General features: G+C 56.7%; 16 protein-coding genes. 12 read left to right on the top strand and 4 right to left on the bottom strand.

All coding sequences use genetic code 11. The features are described from left to right. The first annotated feature begins 365 nt into the window (after positions 1 to 365). The 3 genes from cysJ to M2407_RS18340 all read left to right on the top strand — a co-directional run bounded on the left by cysJ (position 366) and on the right by M2407_RS18340 (position 4685). Positions 366 to 2165, top strand: a complete 1800-nt coding sequence (gene cysJ, locus M2407_RS18350; RefSeq protein WP_259218860.1) for an NADPH-dependent assimilatory sulfite reductase flavoprotein subunit — start codon at positions 366 to 368, stop codon at positions 2163 to 2165. After that, complete coding sequence (gene cysI / locus M2407_RS18345; RefSeq protein WP_046374493.1) at positions 2165 to 3880, top strand: assimilatory sulfite reductase (NADPH) hemoprotein subunit; 1716 nt, start codon at positions 2165 to 2167, stop codon at positions 3878 to 3880. Before cysJ ends, cysI begins: the two co-directional genes overlap by 1 nt. A 70-nt stretch (positions 3881 to 3950) precedes the next feature. Then, positions 3951 to 4685 carry a phosphoadenylyl-sulfate reductase gene (locus M2407_RS18340; RefSeq protein ID WP_020825257.1) on the top strand — a complete coding sequence of 245 codons (735 nt, stop codon included), beginning with the start codon at positions 3951 to 3953 and terminating at the stop codon, positions 4683 to 4685. A gap of 61 nt (positions 4686 to 4746) precedes the next feature. Here the strand turns inward: M2407_RS18340 and M2407_RS18335 are convergent, their stop codons facing one another. Next, on the bottom strand, positions 4747 to 5823 hold the full coding sequence (locus M2407_RS18335) for an aminopeptidase (protein ID WP_115060062.1): 1077 nt from the start codon (positions 5821 to 5823) through the stop codon (positions 4747 to 4749). Between the two features lie 260 nt (positions 5824 to 6083). Here M2407_RS18335 and cysG point away from each other — a divergent pair, with 260 nt between their 5' ends. The 5 genes from cysG (at position 6084) to M2407_RS18310 (ending at position 10905) form a co-directional block, all read left to right on the top strand. After that, positions 6084 to 7514 (top strand): siroheme synthase CysG, encoded by a 1431-nt coding sequence (gene cysG, locus M2407_RS18330; RefSeq protein WP_259218859.1) that lies wholly within the window; start codon positions 6084 to 6086, stop codon positions 7512 to 7514. Between the two features lie 9 nt (positions 7515 to 7523). Continuing rightward, complete coding sequence (gene cysD / locus M2407_RS18325; protein ID WP_259218858.1) at positions 7524 to 8432, top strand: sulfate adenylyltransferase subunit CysD; 909 nt, start codon at positions 7524 to 7526, stop codon at positions 8430 to 8432. A gap of 11 nt (positions 8433 to 8443) precedes the next feature. After that, entirely contained in the window at positions 8444 to 9871 is a 1428-nt protein-coding gene (gene cysN / locus M2407_RS18320) for a sulfate adenylyltransferase subunit CysN (RefSeq protein WP_020825261.1), read from the top strand. A gap of 1 nt (position 9872) precedes the next feature. After that, the gene (cysC, locus tag M2407_RS18315; RefSeq protein ID WP_122077254.1) at positions 9873 to 10502 is read left to right on the top strand and encodes an adenylyl-sulfate kinase; all 630 of its coding nucleotides are present in this window, start codon (positions 9873 to 9875) and stop codon (positions 10500 to 10502) included. An 85-nt stretch (positions 10503 to 10587) separates the two neighbouring features. Beyond that, complete coding sequence (locus tag M2407_RS18310; RefSeq protein WP_020825263.1) at positions 10588 to 10905, top strand: DUF3561 family protein; 318 nt, start codon at positions 10588 to 10590, stop codon at positions 10903 to 10905. Positions 10906 to 10957: 52 nt separating this feature from the next. Here the strand turns inward: M2407_RS18310 and M2407_RS18305 are convergent, their stop codons facing one another. From M2407_RS18305 to M2407_RS18295, 3 genes are all read right to left on the bottom strand, one after another. Further along, positions 10958 to 11680, bottom strand: coding sequence for an amino acid ABC transporter ATP-binding protein (locus M2407_RS18305; RefSeq protein ID WP_046374489.1), 723 nt, complete (start codon positions 11678 to 11680; stop codon positions 10958 to 10960). Beyond that, positions 11664 to 12383 carry an amino acid ABC transporter permease gene (locus M2407_RS18300; protein ID WP_044554269.1) on the bottom strand — a complete coding sequence of 240 codons (720 nt, stop codon included), beginning with the start codon at positions 12381 to 12383 and terminating at the stop codon, positions 11664 to 11666. The genes M2407_RS18305 and M2407_RS18300 overlap by 17 nt, the downstream gene beginning before the upstream one ends. A gap of 101 nt (positions 12384 to 12484) precedes the next feature. Then, entirely contained in the window at positions 12485 to 13255 is a 771-nt protein-coding gene (locus tag M2407_RS18295; protein WP_122077257.1) for a basic amino acid ABC transporter substrate-binding protein, read from the bottom strand. A gap of 406 nt (positions 13256 to 13661) precedes the next feature. Here M2407_RS18295 and ftsB point away from each other — a divergent pair, with 406 nt between their 5' ends. From ftsB to truD, 4 genes are read left to right on the top strand one after another with little or no spacing between them, the layout of a single operon-like run. Beyond that, entirely contained in the window at positions 13662 to 13982 is a 321-nt protein-coding gene (gene ftsB, locus M2407_RS18290; protein ID WP_130016201.1) for a cell division protein FtsB, read from the top strand. Positions 13983 to 13985: 3 nt separating this feature from the next. Beyond that, positions 13986 to 14693: a 2-C-methyl-D-erythritol 4-phosphate cytidylyltransferase gene (gene ispD, locus M2407_RS18285; RefSeq protein ID WP_259218854.1), complete on the top strand. Its 708-nt coding sequence runs from the start codon at positions 13986 to 13988 to the stop codon at positions 14691 to 14693. A 10-nt stretch (positions 14694 to 14703) separates the two neighbouring features. After that, positions 14704 to 15177 carry a 2-C-methyl-D-erythritol 2,4-cyclodiphosphate synthase gene (gene ispF, locus M2407_RS18280; RefSeq protein ID WP_004950274.1) on the top strand — a complete coding sequence of 158 codons (474 nt, stop codon included), beginning with the start codon at positions 14704 to 14706 and terminating at the stop codon, positions 15175 to 15177. A 4-nt stretch (positions 15178 to 15181) separates the two neighbouring features. Beyond that, the gene (gene truD / locus M2407_RS18275; RefSeq protein ID WP_259218852.1) at positions 15182 to 16228 is read left to right on the top strand and encodes a tRNA pseudouridine(13) synthase TruD; all 1047 of its coding nucleotides are present in this window, start codon (positions 15182 to 15184) and stop codon (positions 16226 to 16228) included. Positions 16229 to 16264: the final 36 nt, after the last annotated feature.

Below are 16264 nucleotides of genomic sequence, written 5' to 3'. Positions count from 1 at the left end.
ATGGTCTACCGCTGCTGTGGTCAATGCACGGTTAACACTTTTTTTGTTTGGTACCGACTGGACCTATCGGTTGGGGTAATGAGTGGTAAATGCGATTCATTCAAATAACGTTAAAAAAACGGCTTTATTTTCATGGCGATAAAAATATCTGCTTAGCGCTTTAAGCACTATCCGTTACCAGAAAAACAGCTTAGTCATTTTGGTTATTAATTATTTCTATCCCTTATTTAATCGTTGCTATTGTGCTCGGTAACCTTACAAACTCTCCTGATCTTTTCAGGACCGCAGACTGAACGAAAAGACAGCGACTGACACTGGCGAGCACCTGGCTGGATAGGTGCCAAGTATAGGAAATAAGTACTGCAATGACGACTCAGGCTCCTCCAACATCGATGCTCCCGCTGACACCCGAACAGCTGGCGCGCCTGCAGGCGGCGATTGGTGAATATTCACCGACGCAGCTGGCGTGGCTGTCAGGTTATTTCTGGGGAATGGTTAATCAACAGCCTGGCGCGGTAGCCATTGCGCCGCCTGCCGCCGCTGCCGCCAGCATCACGCTGATTTCCGCCTCGCAGACCGGCAATGCTCGCCGCCTGGCGGAACAATTGCGCGACGATCTGTTGGCCGCCAAGCTGAGCGTCACGCTGGTTAACGCCGGCGACTACAAATTCAAGCAAATTGCCCAGGAACGTCTGCTGGTGATCGTTTCCTCCACCCAAGGGGAAGGTGAGCCGGCGGAAGAGGCGGTTGCCCTGCATAAATTCCTGTTCTCCAAGAAAGCGCCGAAGCTTAACGAAACCGCGTTTGCGGTCTTTGGCCTGGGGGACACTTCCTACGAAAACTTCTGTCAGTCGGGTAAAGATTTCGACGGCAAACTGGCCGAACTGGGTGCTGAGCGTCTGGTCGAGCGGGTAGATGCCGACGTGGAATATCAGGAGCTGGCTACCGCCTGGCGTAAACAGGTGGTGGAGGTGTTGAAAGCGCGCGCCCCGGCTGAAAATGCCGCACCGGGCGTGCTGGCCAGCGGTGCGATTGACCTGATCGACAGCAGCCCGTACAGCAAAGAACAGCCGCTGACCGCACAACTGGCAGTGAAGCAAAAAATTACCGGCCGGGCCTCAGACAAAGACGTGCGTCATATTGAAATCGACCTAGGTGATTCTGGTCTGCGTTACCAACCGGGCGATGCGCTGGGCGTGTGGTTCGATAACGACCCGGCGCTGGTGGATGAACTGGTGCAACTGCTGTGGCTGAAGGGCGACGAACCGGTGGAAGTGGAAGGAAAAACCTTGCCGCTTTCGCAAGCGTTACGCAGCCATTTTGAACTGACGCAGAACACCACGCTAATCGTCGATAAATACGCGGCTCTGTCGCGCGACGAGAAGCTGATTGGTTTGTTAGCGGATAAAGCCGCGCTGCAGCATTACGCGCACAACACGCCGATTGTCGACATGGTGCGACAGGCGCCTGCCGATCTTAACGCCGAGCAGTTGATTGGCCTGCTGCGTCCGTTGACGCCGCGCCTGTATTCCATTGCCTCGTCGCAAGCCGAGACCGAAAACGAAGTGCACGTGACCGTCGGCGTGGTGCGTTACGACATCGAAGGGCGCGCCCGCGCAGGCGGTGCCTCCAGTTTCCTGGCCGATCGGCTGGAAGAAGATGGTGACGTGCGGGTGTTCATCGAACATAACGACAATTTCCGCCTGCCGGCCAACCCGGAAACTCCGGTGATCATGATTGGGCCAGGCACGGGCATTGCGCCGTTCCGCGCCTTTATGCAACAGCGTGATGCTGACGGTGCCGGCGGCAAGAACTGGTTGTTCTTCGGCAACCCGCACTTTACTGAAGACTTTTTGTATCAGGTCGAATGGCAGCGCTATGTGAAAGATGGCCTGCTGACCCGCATCGATCTGGCCTGGTCACGCGACCAGCAGCATAAAGTCTATGTCCAGGACAAACTGCGCGAACAGGGCGCGGAAGTGTGGCGTTGGATCCAGGAAGGCGCGCACATTTACGTCTGTGGCGATGCGAACCGCATGGCAAAAGACGTGGAAAACACATTACTGGAACTGGTGGCCGAGCACGGTGGCATGGATACCGAGCTGGCGGATGAATTTTTAAGTGAGCTGCGCCTTGAGCGCCGTTATCAGCGAGATGTCTACTGATGAGTGATAAACACCCGGGGCCTCTGGTGGTCGAAGGCAAATTGGCCGATGCCGAGCGTTTGAAGAAAGAAAGCAACTTCCTGCGCGGCACCATCGCCGAAGACTTGAAGGACGGCCTGACCGGCGGTTTTAACGGTGACAATTTCCTGCTGATCCGCTTCCACGGAATGTACCAGCAGGACGACCGTGATATCCGCGCCGAACGCGCCGAACAGAAGCTGGAACCGCGCCACGCCATGATGCTGCGTTGCCGTCTGCCGGGGGGGATTATCTCCCCACAGCAGTGGCTGGGCATTGATAAATTCGCGCAGGAAAGCACGCTGTACGGCAGCATCCGCATCACCAACCGTCAGACTTTCCAGTTCCATGGCATTGTGAAGGGCAACGTTAAGCCGGTTCACCAGCTGTTGGGTCGTCTGGGATTGGACGCGCTGGCTACGGCTAACGACGTCAACCGCAACGTGCTTTGCACCTCTAACCCGGTGGAGTCCGAGCTGCACCAGGAAGCCTACGAGTGGGCGAAAAAGATCTCCGAACATCTGCTGCCGCGTACCCGCGCCTATGCTGAAGTGTGGCTGGATCAGGAAAAAGTGGCGACCACCGACGAAGAACCGATCCTCGGGGCGACTTATCTGCCGCGCAAGTTCAAAACCACGGTGGTGATCCCACCGCAAAACGACGTCGATCTGCACGCCAACGACATGAACTTTGTCGCTATTGCCAAAAACGGCAAGCTGGTGGGCTTTAACCTGCTGGTAGGCGGCGGCCTGTCGATTGAACACGGCAACAAGAAAACCTATGCGCGCAAGGCCAGCGAATTTGGCTATATCCCGCTGGAGCACACGCTGGCGGTCGCCGAAGCGGTGGTAACCACTCAGCGCGACTGGGGTAACCGTACCGATCGCAAGAACGCCAAAACCAAATACACGCTGGAACGCGTTGGGGTTGATACCTTCCGTGCCGAAGTGGAAAAACGGGCCGGTATCACCTTTGAACCGATTCGCCCGTACGAATTTACCGGCCGCGGCGATCGCATTGGTTGGGTTAAAGGCATTGATAACCAGTGGCACCTGACGCTGTTTATCGAGAATGGTCGTCTTCTGGACTATCCGGGACGCCCGTTGAAAACCGGCGTTGCCGAGATCGCCAGGATCCACAAAGGGGATTTCCGTCTGACGGCCAACCAGAACCTGATCGTTGCCGGCGTACCGGAAAGCGAGAAGGCGAAGATCGAAGCGATCGCTCGTGAACACGGATTGATCGACGATGGGGTCAGCGTGCAGCGTCAAAACTCGATGGCCTGCGTATCCTTCCCGACCTGCCCATTGGCGATGGCGGAGGCCGAGCGTTTTCTGCCGGCGTTCGTCACTAAAGTGGAAGGGATCCTGCATAGCCACGGTGTGGGTGACGAGCACATCGTATTGCGCATTACTGGCTGTCCGAACGGCTGTGGCCGCGCGCTGTTGGCGGAGATTGGCCTGGTCGGTAAAGCGGTTGGCCGCTATAACCTGCATTTGGGTGGCAACCGGGAAGGTACGCGTATTCCGCGCATGTACCGTGAAAATATCAACGAAGAAGAAATTCTGCGAGAGATTGACCAACTGGTGGGCCGCTGGGCCACAGAGCGTAACGCGGGCGAAGGCTTTGGTGATTTCACTATTCGCGCCGGGGTGGTCAAGCCGGTAATTGATTCGGCGCAGGATTTCTGGGACTGACGCCGTTTGGCCCCGCTTTCACCGGGGGCCGATCCGCGCGGTATGATTCAAGCATCAGGAGGCTGGCAACATGGCTGAATTCGATCTGGCGGCGCTGAATGCGCTGCCCAAGTCTGGGCAAGCGTTGGCACTGGCGGTAGTTAATGGCCAGTTGGAAACGCTTTCCGCCGAGCAACGCGTGGAATGGGCGCTGGAACATCTGCCCGGCGAGTTTGTGCTCTCTTCAAGTTTCGGCATTCAGGCAGCGGTATGTCTGCATTTGGTTACGCGGATCAAACCGGACATTCCGGTGATCCTCACCGATACCGGCTATCTGTTCCCGGAAACCTATCAGTTTATCGATCAGCTGGTCGACAAACTGAAGCTGAACCTGCAGGTGTTTCGTGCCGAGCAGTCGCCCGCCTGGCAGGAGGCCCGCTACGGGAAACTGTGGGAGCAGGGCGTTGAAGGTATCGAAAAATATAACCTGATCAACAAGGTTGAGCCGATGAACCGCGCATTGGAAACTCTGGGCGGGCAAACCTGGTTCGCCGGCCTGCGCCGCGAACAATCCGGCAGCCGCGCCAATCTGCCGGTACTGGCGGTGCAACGTGGGGTGTTCAAGATCCTGCCGATTATCGACTGGGACAACCGCAAGATTTATCAATACCTGACCGAGCACGGCCTCAGTTATCACCCGCTGTGGGAACAAGGCTATCTGTCAGTGGGTGACACTCACACCACGCAGAAGTGGGAACCAGGCATGAGCGAAGAAGAAACTCGTTTCTTTGGCCTGAAACGTGAGTGTGGCCTGCACGAAGGCTAATCACGTATCAACATCGTCAAAGGGCTCAGCATTCGCTGGGCCCTTGGCGTTTTCAGAGAGACTACTTTTTCTGTTTTTGTGCTTTGGGTGGGTGCGCCTGAGCCAGTTCTTTAATCAGCGGCAGCAAAATCTGCACGCTCTCGCGGCTGCGCTTGTCGATGCGCCCTGGCAGATTGCGTTCCAGATATTGCAGGTTATCGTACTGCGGGCGATGCCAGGTGATGCCCTGCGGAAAGTGCGGACTCACGGCACGTTGCTGATAACCGTCTTTATCGCCCAGTGACCAGTTGGTGGCTTCGACCGACAGCACCGGGATACCTGCTTTATCAAACACTTCCTGATCGGAACAGCAGCCGGTGCCTTTCGGGTGTGCTTTGCTGCCCGGGTTGGTGGCGGCAGCGATGCCGTAGCGGTGGGCAATATCCAGTGCGCGATCGCGGCTCTGTTTCGCCAGCTTTGGCGGCGTATTGAGACCGGCGTTGAAATACAGACGATCGCCGGTAATCAGGCTGTCGAGGTTAATCACCAGTAGGGTATTGCGTTTCTCTTCGTCGCTCATGCGCTGCAGGTAGTTCTGCGCGCCCAGTGAACCCAGTTCTTCGGCGCTGGTGGCGACAAAGCGCAGGCCGTAAGCGGTGGGGATGTTCTTAAGGCGTTCCGCCAGTTCCAGCATAACGCCGACGCCAGAGGCATTGTCGTCGACGCCCTGCAGCGTCAAGCCGCCGAGATTGTTGTCCAGATCGGCGTCGCTTCGCGGCGTGTAGGTATCGAAATGCGCCACGATCAGAATCTGCTGAGGAAGGCTGCCATTTTTAGCGGCGATCACCGAGCTGGCGGTGATGTTATTCCAGTTCTTCTTGCCGTCTTTACTGGTGTACAGATAGCGGGTGTTGAAACTGCGGATATCGCTCTGATACCCCATCTTGCTGAACTGCTGTTTCAGATAGTCTGCGGTGAGCAATTCCGCCGGGCTACCGGCCATGCGGCCAGGAAAATAAGTGGCGATGTGGCGAGTCTGCTCGGCGGCGAATTTGCCCATCGGGGCCTCTTTTGCGGGCTGAGTGGCGGCAGAAACGCTGAAAACACCGCCGAGCGCTGCCACCAGCAGGCCGGTTTTCAGGTAAAAGCGGGAAAACATACCGAAAAATCCTTCTTTGATATCGACGAGACCGATTATTTTTGCGGTGTCCAGTATGAGACGGTCGGCAAGATTAAACAATTTCTCCCGCTCTTAAATTTGGCGTAAATGCGCAAACCTTAGTCGCAATTATCGCCGGTTAAGCCGTGTGCTGCGGTCTATATTCCATAAAGTAACTAGTCATTCCTTTTCGTCATTTCAGAGGCCAAATCTCAGCCCGTATAGTCACACTATCATTCTGCATATATGAAAAGGCTGTTGTGGACTATCTACCTATATTTGCCGACCTGAAACAACGCCCGGTGTTGGTCGTTGGCGGCGGCGAAGTGGCTGCGCGCAAAGTGGATCTTCTCCTGCGCGCCGGGGCTGAAATACGGATAGTTGCGCAGTCACTCTCACCCATACTCGAAGAACTGCATCAGCAGGGGCGCATCCACTGGCAGGGGCAGGCTTTTGCCGCTCAGCAACTGGATGAGGTGTTCCTGGTGATTGCCGCAACCGACGACAGCGCGCTGAATGCCGAGGTGTTTGCCGAAGCGGATAAACGCCGGGTGCTGGCTAACGTGGTCGACGATCAGCCGCGCTGCTCGTTCATCTTTCCGTCGATTATCGATCGTTCACCGCTGGTGGTTGCCGTCTCTTCCAGCGGCCAGGCACCGGTGCTGGCACGTATGCTGCGTGAAAAACTCGAAGCTTTGTTGCCCGCCAGCCTGGGGCAGATGGCGGAGGTGGCCGGGCGCTGGCGCGGCCAGGTAAAACAGCGACTGAATGCGATCGGCGAACGTCGTCGCTTCTGGGAAAAAACATTCGGCGGACGTTTTGCCACGCTGGTGGCCAATGGCCAGTCCGCACAGGCCGAGCGGCAGTTGGAGCAGGATTTACAGCAGTTTGCCCAGGGCGGCGAAGGCACCCAGGGCGAAATTTCGCTGGTGGGCGCAGGGCCGGGCGACGTGGGGTTATTGACCCTGCGCGGGCTGCAGGTGATGCAGCAGGCCGATGTGGTTCTCTACGATCATCTGGTCAGCGATGAGATTCTGGATCTGGTGCGTCGCGATGCCGAGCGCATCTGCGTGGGCAAACGTGCCGGGGCACACTCGGTGATCCAGGAAGAAACCAACCGCCTGTTGGTGGAACTGGCGCAGCAGGGCAAGCGCGTGGTGCGATTGAAAGGCGGAGATCCCTTTATCTTTGGCCGCGGCGGCGAAGAGCTGCAGGTGGCCGCCGCTGCGGGCATTCCGTTCCAGGTGGTGCCGGGCGTTACCGCGGCGGCCGGCGCAACGGCCTATGCCGGCATTCCGCTGACGCACCGCGATCATGCGCAGAGCGTGACTTTTATTACCGGCCACTGTCGTCCCGACGGTGACGGGCTGGACTGGGCAGACTTGGCGCGAGCGCGTCAGACTCTGGCTATCTACATGGGCACCATGAAGGCGGCGGACATCAGCCAGCGCCTGATAGCCCACGGACGCGCGGCCACCACGCCGGTGGCGGTGATCAGCCGCGGCACGCGTGCGGATCAGCTGGTGCAAACCGGCACGCTGCAACAGCTTGAAAAATTGGCTCAACAGGCACCTTTGCCGGCGCTGCTGGTGATCGGCGAAGTGGTAGAGCTGCATCATCAAATTGCCTGGTTTGGGCATCAACCGCAGACGGAAGGGGCATCGCGGCCCGCCGTCGTGAATTTGGCTTAAGGATCTGTTATGGACGAAAAACGACTCACTCATTTGCGGCAATTGGAGGCGGAGAGTATCCATATCATCCGTGAAGTCGCCGCTGAATTCGGCAACCCGGTGATGCTCTACTCCATCGGTAAAGACTCTTCCGTGATGCTGCATCTGGCGCGTAAAGCCTTTTTCCCGGGTACGCTGCCGTTCCCGTTGCTGCATGTGGATACCGGTTGGAAATTCCGTGAAATGTACGAATTCCGCGATCGCACTGCGAAAGAGTACGGTTTTGAACTGCTGATCCACAAGAACCCGGAAGGCGTGGCGATGGGCATCAACCCGTTCGTTCACGGCAGCGCCAAGCATACCGATATCATGAAAACCGAAGGCCTGAAGCAGGCGCTTAACAAATACGGTTTTGATGCCGCCTTTGGCGGTGCCCGCCGTGACGAAGAGAAGTCACGCGCCAAAGAGCGTATCTATTCATTCCGTGATCGCTTCCACCGTTGGGACCCAAAAAACCAGCGCCCGGAGCTGTGGCACAATTACAACGGCCAAATCAACAAGGGCGAGAGCATTCGCGTGTTCCCGCTGTCGAACTGGACCGAGCTGGATATCTGGCAATACATTTTCCTGGAAAAAATCGACATCGTGCCGCTGTATCTGGCAAAACCGCGCCCGGTGGTAGAGCGCGACGGCATGTTGCTGATGGTGGACGACGATCGTATCGATCTGCAGCCTGGCGAAGTGATCAGCCAGCGCATGGTGCGTTTTCGCACGCTGGGCTGCTGGCCGCTGACCGGTGCGGTGGATTCCAAAGCGGAGACGCTGCCGGAGATCATCGAAGAGATGTTGGTGTCCACCACCAGTGAGCGCCAGGGACGGATGATCGACCGCGATCAGTCCGGCTCGATGGAGCTGAAAAAGCGTCAAGGGTATTTCTAAGGAGCCGCCGGATGAACAACGCAATTGCACAACAAATCGCTGAGCAGGGTGGGGTCGAATCTTACCTGCATGCGCAGCAACACAAAAGCCTGTTACGGTTCCTGACCTGCGGCAGCGTCGATGACGGCAAAAGTACCCTGATCGGCCGCTTGCTGCACGATACCCGTCAGATCTACGAAGATCAGCTGTCTACGCTGCACAGTGACAGCAAACGCATCGGCACCCAGGGCGAGAAACTGGATTTGGCGCTGCTGGTCGATGGCCTGCAGGCCGAGCGCGAGCAGGGCATTACCATTGACGTGGCCTATCGCTATTTCTCGACCGAAAAGCGCAAATTTATTATTGCCGATACGCCGGGGCATGAGCAGTACACCCGCAATATGGCGACCGGGGCCTCGACCTGCGATCTGGCGATCCTGTTGATCGACGCACGCAAAGGGGTGCTGGATCAAACCCGGAGGCACAGTTTTATCGCCACGCTGTTGGGCATTCGCCATCTGGTGGTGGCGGTCAATAAAATGGACCTGGTAGATTACCAAGAGTCGGTGTTCGAACAGTTTAAACAGGATTATCTGACCTTCGCCCAACAGTTGCCGAACGATCTGGACATCAAGTTTGTGCCTTTGTCGGCGCTGGATGGCGACAACGTGGCCAGTGAAAGCGCCCAGATGCCTTGGTACAGCGGCCCGACGCTGCTGCAGGTGCTGGAGAGCGTGGATGTGATCAGCGAACGCGAGACGCAACCGCTGCGTTTCCCGGTGCAGTATGTCAACCGTCCTAACCTGGATTTCCGGGGCTATGCGGGCACGCTGTCCGCGGGTGTGGTGCGCGTCGGACAACGCGTGAAGGTATTGCCTTCCGGCGTGGAATCTACCGTAGCGCGTATTGTGACCTTTGATGGCGATCTGCAGGAAGCGGTGCCGGGCGAGGCGATCACGCTGGTGCTGGCAGATGAAGTGGATATTAGCCGCGGCGATCTGCTGGTCGATGCTGGGGAAACCCTGAAAGCGGCGCAAAGCGCGCTGGTGGACGTGGTGTGGATGGCTGAAAAACCACTGTTGCCGGGCCAAAGCTATGACATCAAAGTGGCTGGCAAAAAGACCCGTGCGCGGGTAGAAGGCATACGCCACCAGGTGGAAATCAACTCGCTGGCGCAGCATCAGGCGGACACTTTACCGCTCAACGGCATCGGTCTGGTCGAACTGACCTTCGATGAACCGCTGGTGCTGGACAGCTATCAACGCAACCACGATACCGGTGGGCTGATCTTTATCGATCGCCTGAGCAACGTCACCGTGGGGGCTGGTTTGATCCGCGAAACCTTGCAGGACGCTCAGGCATCAGCCGGCGACTTCAGCGCATTTGAACTGGAACTGAATGCTCTGGTGCGTAAACACTTCCCACATTGGGGCGCGCGCGACCTGATTGGGGGAAAATAACGTGACCGACGCTCAACTGCGGCCGACCGGGCCGGATGATGACAACGTGGTCTGGCATCCGCATGCGGTAACGCGTGCGGATCGCGAAGTCCGCAACGGCCACAAAGGCGTGGTGCTGTGGTTTACCGGGCTGTCCGGCTCGGGCAAATCTACCGTTGCCGGCGCGCTGGAACAGGCACTGCACGCCTATGGTGTCAGCACCTATCTGCTGGATGGCGACAACGTGCGTCACGGCCTGTGCCGCGACCTGGGTTTTTCCGACGACGACCGGCGCGAGAATATTCGTCGCGTGGGCGAAGTGGCGAAACTGATGGTGGACGCCGGCCTGGTGGTGTTGACCGCCTTCATTTCCCCACATCGCGCCGAACGGCAGATGGTGCGAGAACTGCTGGATGAAGATCGTTTTATCGAGGTGTTTGTCGACACGCCGTTGGCGGTTTGTGAAGTGCGCGATCCGAAAGGATTGTACAAAAAAGCCCGTGCCGGCGAGCTGCGTAATTTCACCGGTATCGACTCGGTTTACGAGGCGCCACAACGGCCGGATATTCACCTTGATGGCCAACAATTGGTAACAAATTTGATTGCGCAATTGTTAGACGTGCTGCGTGGTCGGGCTATTATCAAACCCTGAATTCAGAAAAGCGTGTGGCGTTTTTGCGCCATACGCTTTTTACGCTAAGCCCGCCGGAGAGCGCGCCGAATAACCAGGGATCGCTATGCAAAATGTCTCGCCTATCTTGATTGACGCAAACCAGGAGAAAGAGGAGCCCTCTTATTCTTTCCTGGGCGGTGTCTGCGGCTTTGTTTTCTACTGGCTGGCCTTCGCAGTGCCGTTTTTGGTTTATGGCTCCAACACCCTTTTCTTCCTGCTCTACACCTGGCCGTTCTTCCTGGCGCTGATGCCGGTTTCGGTGCTGATTGGCATCACGCTCAGCATGCTGCTGCGTGGTCGGTTGATTTTTACGCTGTTGCTGACCGGGACCATCGTTCTGTGCCTGTTTTGGCTGGTGTTCAGCTTTTTGACCGGTTGGTGAGGGGAAGGGCGCAGTCGCCTGCGCCCGAAGCATTGCAAAGCCGTGCCGAAGGTTACAAAACTTTGCTCAGAAAAGCCTGAGTGCGCGGATTGGCCGGCTGGCTGAAAATCTGCTGTGGCGAACCTTCTTCCTGAATGATCCCCTGATCGATAAACAGCACCCGATCGGCCACTTCACGGGCAAAGCCCATCTCATGCGTCACCACCACCATCGTCATGCCTTCGTGCGCCAATGACTTCATCACCGCCAGCACTTCGCCGACCAGCTCGGGATCCAGTGCGGAGGTCGGTTCGTCGAACAGCATGATTTTCGGTTCCATCGCCAGCGCGCGAGCAATGGCGACCCGCTGTTGCTGACCGCCGGACAGGCTGTTGGGATAAGCGTCGATTTTGTCCAGCAGGCCCACCTTTTGCAGCAGCGCCTCTGCCCGCAGTATGGCCTCTGCGCGCGACAGCTTTTTCACGCCCATCGGCGCCATGATGATGTTTTCCAGCACCGTCATGTGCGGGAACAGGTTAAAGCGTTGAAACACCATGCCGACGCTCTCACGCATTTTATTGAGATCGGTTTTCTGGCTGTGTATGGCAAAACCATTCACCAGGATCTCACCGCCGGACAGCGTTTCCAGCGCATTGATACAGCGCAGGAAGGTACTTTTACCGGAGCCGGACGGGCCGATGACGCAGACCACTTCGTTGGCTGCGATTTCGCAGGAAATACCACGCAGCACGTGGCTTTCGCCGAATTGTTTTTGCAGGTTATGTACGCGAATCACTTTTCCCGAACCTCTTTTCCATGTGTTGCACCATCAGCGAAAGCAGGAAGGTGAGGACCCAATAGACCAGCGAAATGGTCAGGTAGGGCTCCCAATAGGTGGCATAGGCGCCGGAAACCGTGCGGGCGGCATAGGCCAGATCGGCAAGACCGATGGCGGAGGCCAGCGAAGAGTCTTTGACGATGGCAATGGCATTGTTGCCCAGCGGCGGCAGCATGCGGCGAAACGCCTGCGGCAGGATCACTTTGCGCATGGTTTTGCCGTAGCTCATGCCCAGCGAACGCGAAGCTTCCATCTGACCGCGATCGATAGACTGAATGCCGGCGCGGAAAATTTCCGAGACGTAAGCACCCGCGTTCAGCGTAATCGCCACCACGCAGGAGAGAAATGCGCCGTAATCGGAGCGCAACGCGCGGGCGAAATCGGTGCTCATCAGGCCGCTGGTGACCAGCAGACCGTCACGTGGGTTGATAAACAGCGGTACCAGCGCGAAATGCACCACCATAATCTGGACAAACAGCGGCGTACCGCGGAAGGCGCTGATGTAGATGCGCACCGGCCACTGAACGCCATAATGCAGTATCGGTTTCCAGATGCCGTGTGGTGCCTGCGCCAGACGACCGAGCCCGAGGAGCAGCCCCCAGGTGGTGCCCAGTATCACGCAGATAATGGTGCATTTGATGGTCATCCAGGCGCCTTCCATAAACAGCGGGGCGTACTCCTGGATTATCTCCCAACGGAAATTCAAGGTCGGATCCTTCTTAAAAAAGTCTTCAGACTGCTGTGTTGACGAACGACGATCGATTATTCGGCGGGCAGCGTGGGGACGTTGCTGTCAAACCAGGTCTGGTAGATTTTGGCGTAGGTGCCGTCGGCGATGATTTTCTTCAGGCCGGCGTTGATTTTGCCGCGCAGTTCGTCATTGCCTTTGGCCACGGCGATACCGAAATACTGACGTTCGAATTTGGCATCGGACACCAGTTTGAACTCTTTTTCCGGATGGGTTTTGATATAGAACTTGGCCACGCCGACGTCGCCCACGGCCGCGCCTATACCGTCTTCATACAGCTCTTGCAGCATTAACGGGGTATTGTCGAAACGTTTGATGGCGGTGTTGTTTTTGCCTAACACGTCGGACACCACGATGTCGCCGGTGCTCGAGTTGACTACGCCGACCTTCAGCGCTTTCAAGGCGGCAATGGAGTCTACGCCAGAGTCTTTGGGGACCACGATAGCCTGCTCTGCCGGGAAGTAAGGTGCAGAGAAATCAACCATTTGTTTGCGTTTATCGGTAATGGTGATGCCGGAAATAATGATGTCACGATCGCCGGAGTTCAGCGTGGCGAAAATACCTTCCCACGGCGTATTCACCAGTTTGACCTGAAAGCTCTCGGCCTTGGCTACCGCCTTGATGATATCGATATCAAAGCCTTCCAGCTGTTTACTGCTGTTTTCGAATTCGAACGGACGGTAGGTGCCGCCAGAGCCGACGACGTAGGTAGGTTCAGCCGCCAGGACGGAGGCCGACAGGGTGGCAGCCAGACAGGCACCAATCACAACTAAAGATTTAAACATCGCTATCCCCGGTAATTAAAAATGATTCATTGGATTTATTTATGCACTATGAGTGCATAAAAATAATCTTTAATGAATAAAAACACAACTCCTACCTGATGATGAAATTTTTAATGGTGTTAAATATGCAGTTTGTGCTTGTCGCTGGCGAATGCTTTGGTGAAATCAGCGGGTAGCCAGTTTTTCTTGCTGCATAACCGGAAAAAACGCTGAAGGAGAAAAATGCAGAGGCGTTGGTTGGTTTTTCTGCGGTGAAAGTGGTTTTTTTTGCCGCTTTCGAAGTGAATTTAGGTTATAAACTCAGGAAATTATCATCCTACTCTTAATTTGGCGGCGAAATGCCGTTCTCTGTGTGGAGTCCAACGAAAAGTTGTGGGATGATTGGTCGGTTTTTCAGGGGGCGGAGATGGGAAAACTTACGCTGCTATTGCTGGCATTGCTCGGTTGGTTACAGTATTCACTGTGGCTGGGCAAAAATGGTATTCACGATTACGTGCGGGTCAATGAGGATGTTGCGCTCCAACAGGGCAGCAATGCTAAATTGAAAGCGCGTAACGATCAGCTGTTCGCCGAGATCGACGATTTGAACGGCGGTCAGGAAGCGATCGAAGAGCGTGCGCGCAATGAGCTGAGCATGATTAAGCCCGGTGAGACTTTCTATCGTCTGGTTCCTGACCAATCCAGACGCAACGCGGCGTCCTCCTCGCAAAATAACCTACAAAAGTAACGCATGAATCACTCCGCAGGAACCTTTCCATCGGTGATCGCCGTCCTGCCCGCTGCCGGTATTGGCAGCCGCATGCAGGCTGATTGCCCAAAGCAATATTTAACCATCGGCCACCAAACCATTCTCGAACACGCGATCCACGCGCTGCTGCGCCATCCGCGTATTTCGCAGGTGATTGTGGCGATAGGTCCCGACGATCAGCAATTCCATCAGTTACCGATAGCGCAGGATCCCCGCGTGCAGACTACCATTGGCGGGCAGCAACGCGCCGACTCGGTAATGGCCGGCTTGCAGCTGGCCGGCGAGGCAAAATGGGTGCTGGTGCACGACGCGGCGCGCCCCTGTCTGCATGCCGACGATCTCGACCGCCTGTTGGCGATTACCGAACATAGCGACGTAGGGGGCATTCTGGCGGCGCCGGTGCGTGACACCATGAAGCGCGCAGAGCCTGGCCACGGGGCCATTTCTCATACGGTAGAACGTCAGGACCTGTGGCATGCGTTAACGCCGCAGCTGTTCCCACTGGCGTTGCTCAAGCAGTGCCTGCAGCGCGCGCTGGATGACGGGGCGACGGTGACCGACGAGGCGTCGGCCCTGGAGCACTGCGGCTATCATCCGCTGCTGGTCAATGGGCGTTCGGACAATATTAAGGTCACGCGGCCGGAAGATTTGGCGCTGGCGGCATTCTATTTAACTCAGTTAGACAATTAAGGAGCGCATCATGCGTATCGGCCACGGTTTTGACGTACACAAATTTGGCGGCGAAGGCCCGTTGGTGATCGGTGGCGTTCGTATTCCTTATGAAAAAGGTTTGCTGGCCCACTCCGATGGCGACGTAGCACTGCACGCCGCGACTGATGCCCTGCTGGGCGCTGCGGCGCTGGGGGATATCGGCAAGCTGTTCCCGGATACTGACCCGGCCTTCAAAGGTGCCGATAGCCGCGAGTTGCTGCGCGAAGCCTGGAAACGCATCCGTGCCAAGGGGTATCGTCTGGGCAACCTGGACATCACTATTATTGCCCAGGCCCCTAAAATGGCCCCGCATATCCCGCAGATGCGCATTTTCCTGGCGGAAGACCTGCAATGCCATATGGACGACGTTAACGTTAAGGCTACCACCACCGAACAACTCGGTTTCACCGGGCGTGGCGAGGGTATTGCCTGCGAAGCGGTTGCCTTGTTGATCAAGGAATAAGCGCATGGATATGGCTAACCTGACCTGGCTGCATGGCCAGCCGCAAAGCACCGGCGTGCTGAAGGCCAACCCGGAAGATTTCGTGGTGGTGGAAGATCTGGGCTTTGAGCCGGATGGCGAAGGCGAACACGTGCTGGTGAACATCCGCAAAAACGGTTGTAACACCCAGTTCGTCGCCGATTATCTGGCGCGCTTTGCCGGTATTCATGCCCGCTCCGTCAGCTACGCGGGCTTAAAAGATCGCCATGCGGTAACCGAACAGTGGTTCTGTTTGCATCTGCCAGGGAAAGAGACGCCGGACTTTACCCAGTTCTCACTGGAAGGCTGTGAAGTGCTGACCAGCGCCCGCCACCTGCGCAAAATGCGGATTGGCACCTTGAAAGGCAATGCCTTTACTCTGGTGCTGCGTCATATCTCCGATCGTCAGGATGTAGAACAACGCCTGCAGGCGATTGAGGCCGGCGGTGTACCGAATTACTTCGGCAGTCAGCGCTTTGGGCGCGGCGGTAACAACCTGGTGATGGCGCGCCGTTGGGCGAATGACGAGATCCGGGTGAAAGAACGCAGCAAGCGTAGCTTTTATCTTTCTGCCAGCCGCAGCGCGCTGTTTAACCTGATCGCCAGCCAACGATTGGCCAACCAGCAGCAACATACCGTGCTGGAAGGGGATGCCCTTCAGCTTAGCGGTCGGGGCAGTTGGTTTGTTGCCAAACCGGAAGAGCTGGAAGCGTTGCAGCAACGCCTGGAAGCCGGTGAGCTGATGATCACCGCTCCTTTACCCGGTGATGGTGAACCGGGCACCGCCGGGGAAGCGTTGAGCTTTGAACAGCAGTGTCTGCTGGAACAGCCGGAGCTGATGTCGCTTTTAAAGCGCGAACGCGTAGATCCGGCCCGCCGAGCCTTGCTGTTACAGCCGAAAGATATGCAGTGGGACTGGTGGGACGATGCCACCGTCGAACTTTGTTTCTGGCTGCCGGCCGGCAGTTTCGCCACCAGCGTGGTGCGCGAAATTATGCGGCAGGACAGTAGCGATGCGGATATTAGCGAGTAATAATCAAGAAACCTGCGCAAGCAGGTTTCTTGATTA

The sequence above is a fragment of the Serratia sp. BIGb0234 genome, assembly GCF_024809915.1.
Lineage (GTDB): Bacteria > Pseudomonadota > Gammaproteobacteria > Enterobacterales > Enterobacteriaceae > Serratia > Serratia liquefaciens.
The sequence above is the reverse complement of the archived record's forward strand: the minus strand, read 5'-3'. Positions and strand labels throughout refer to the sequence as shown.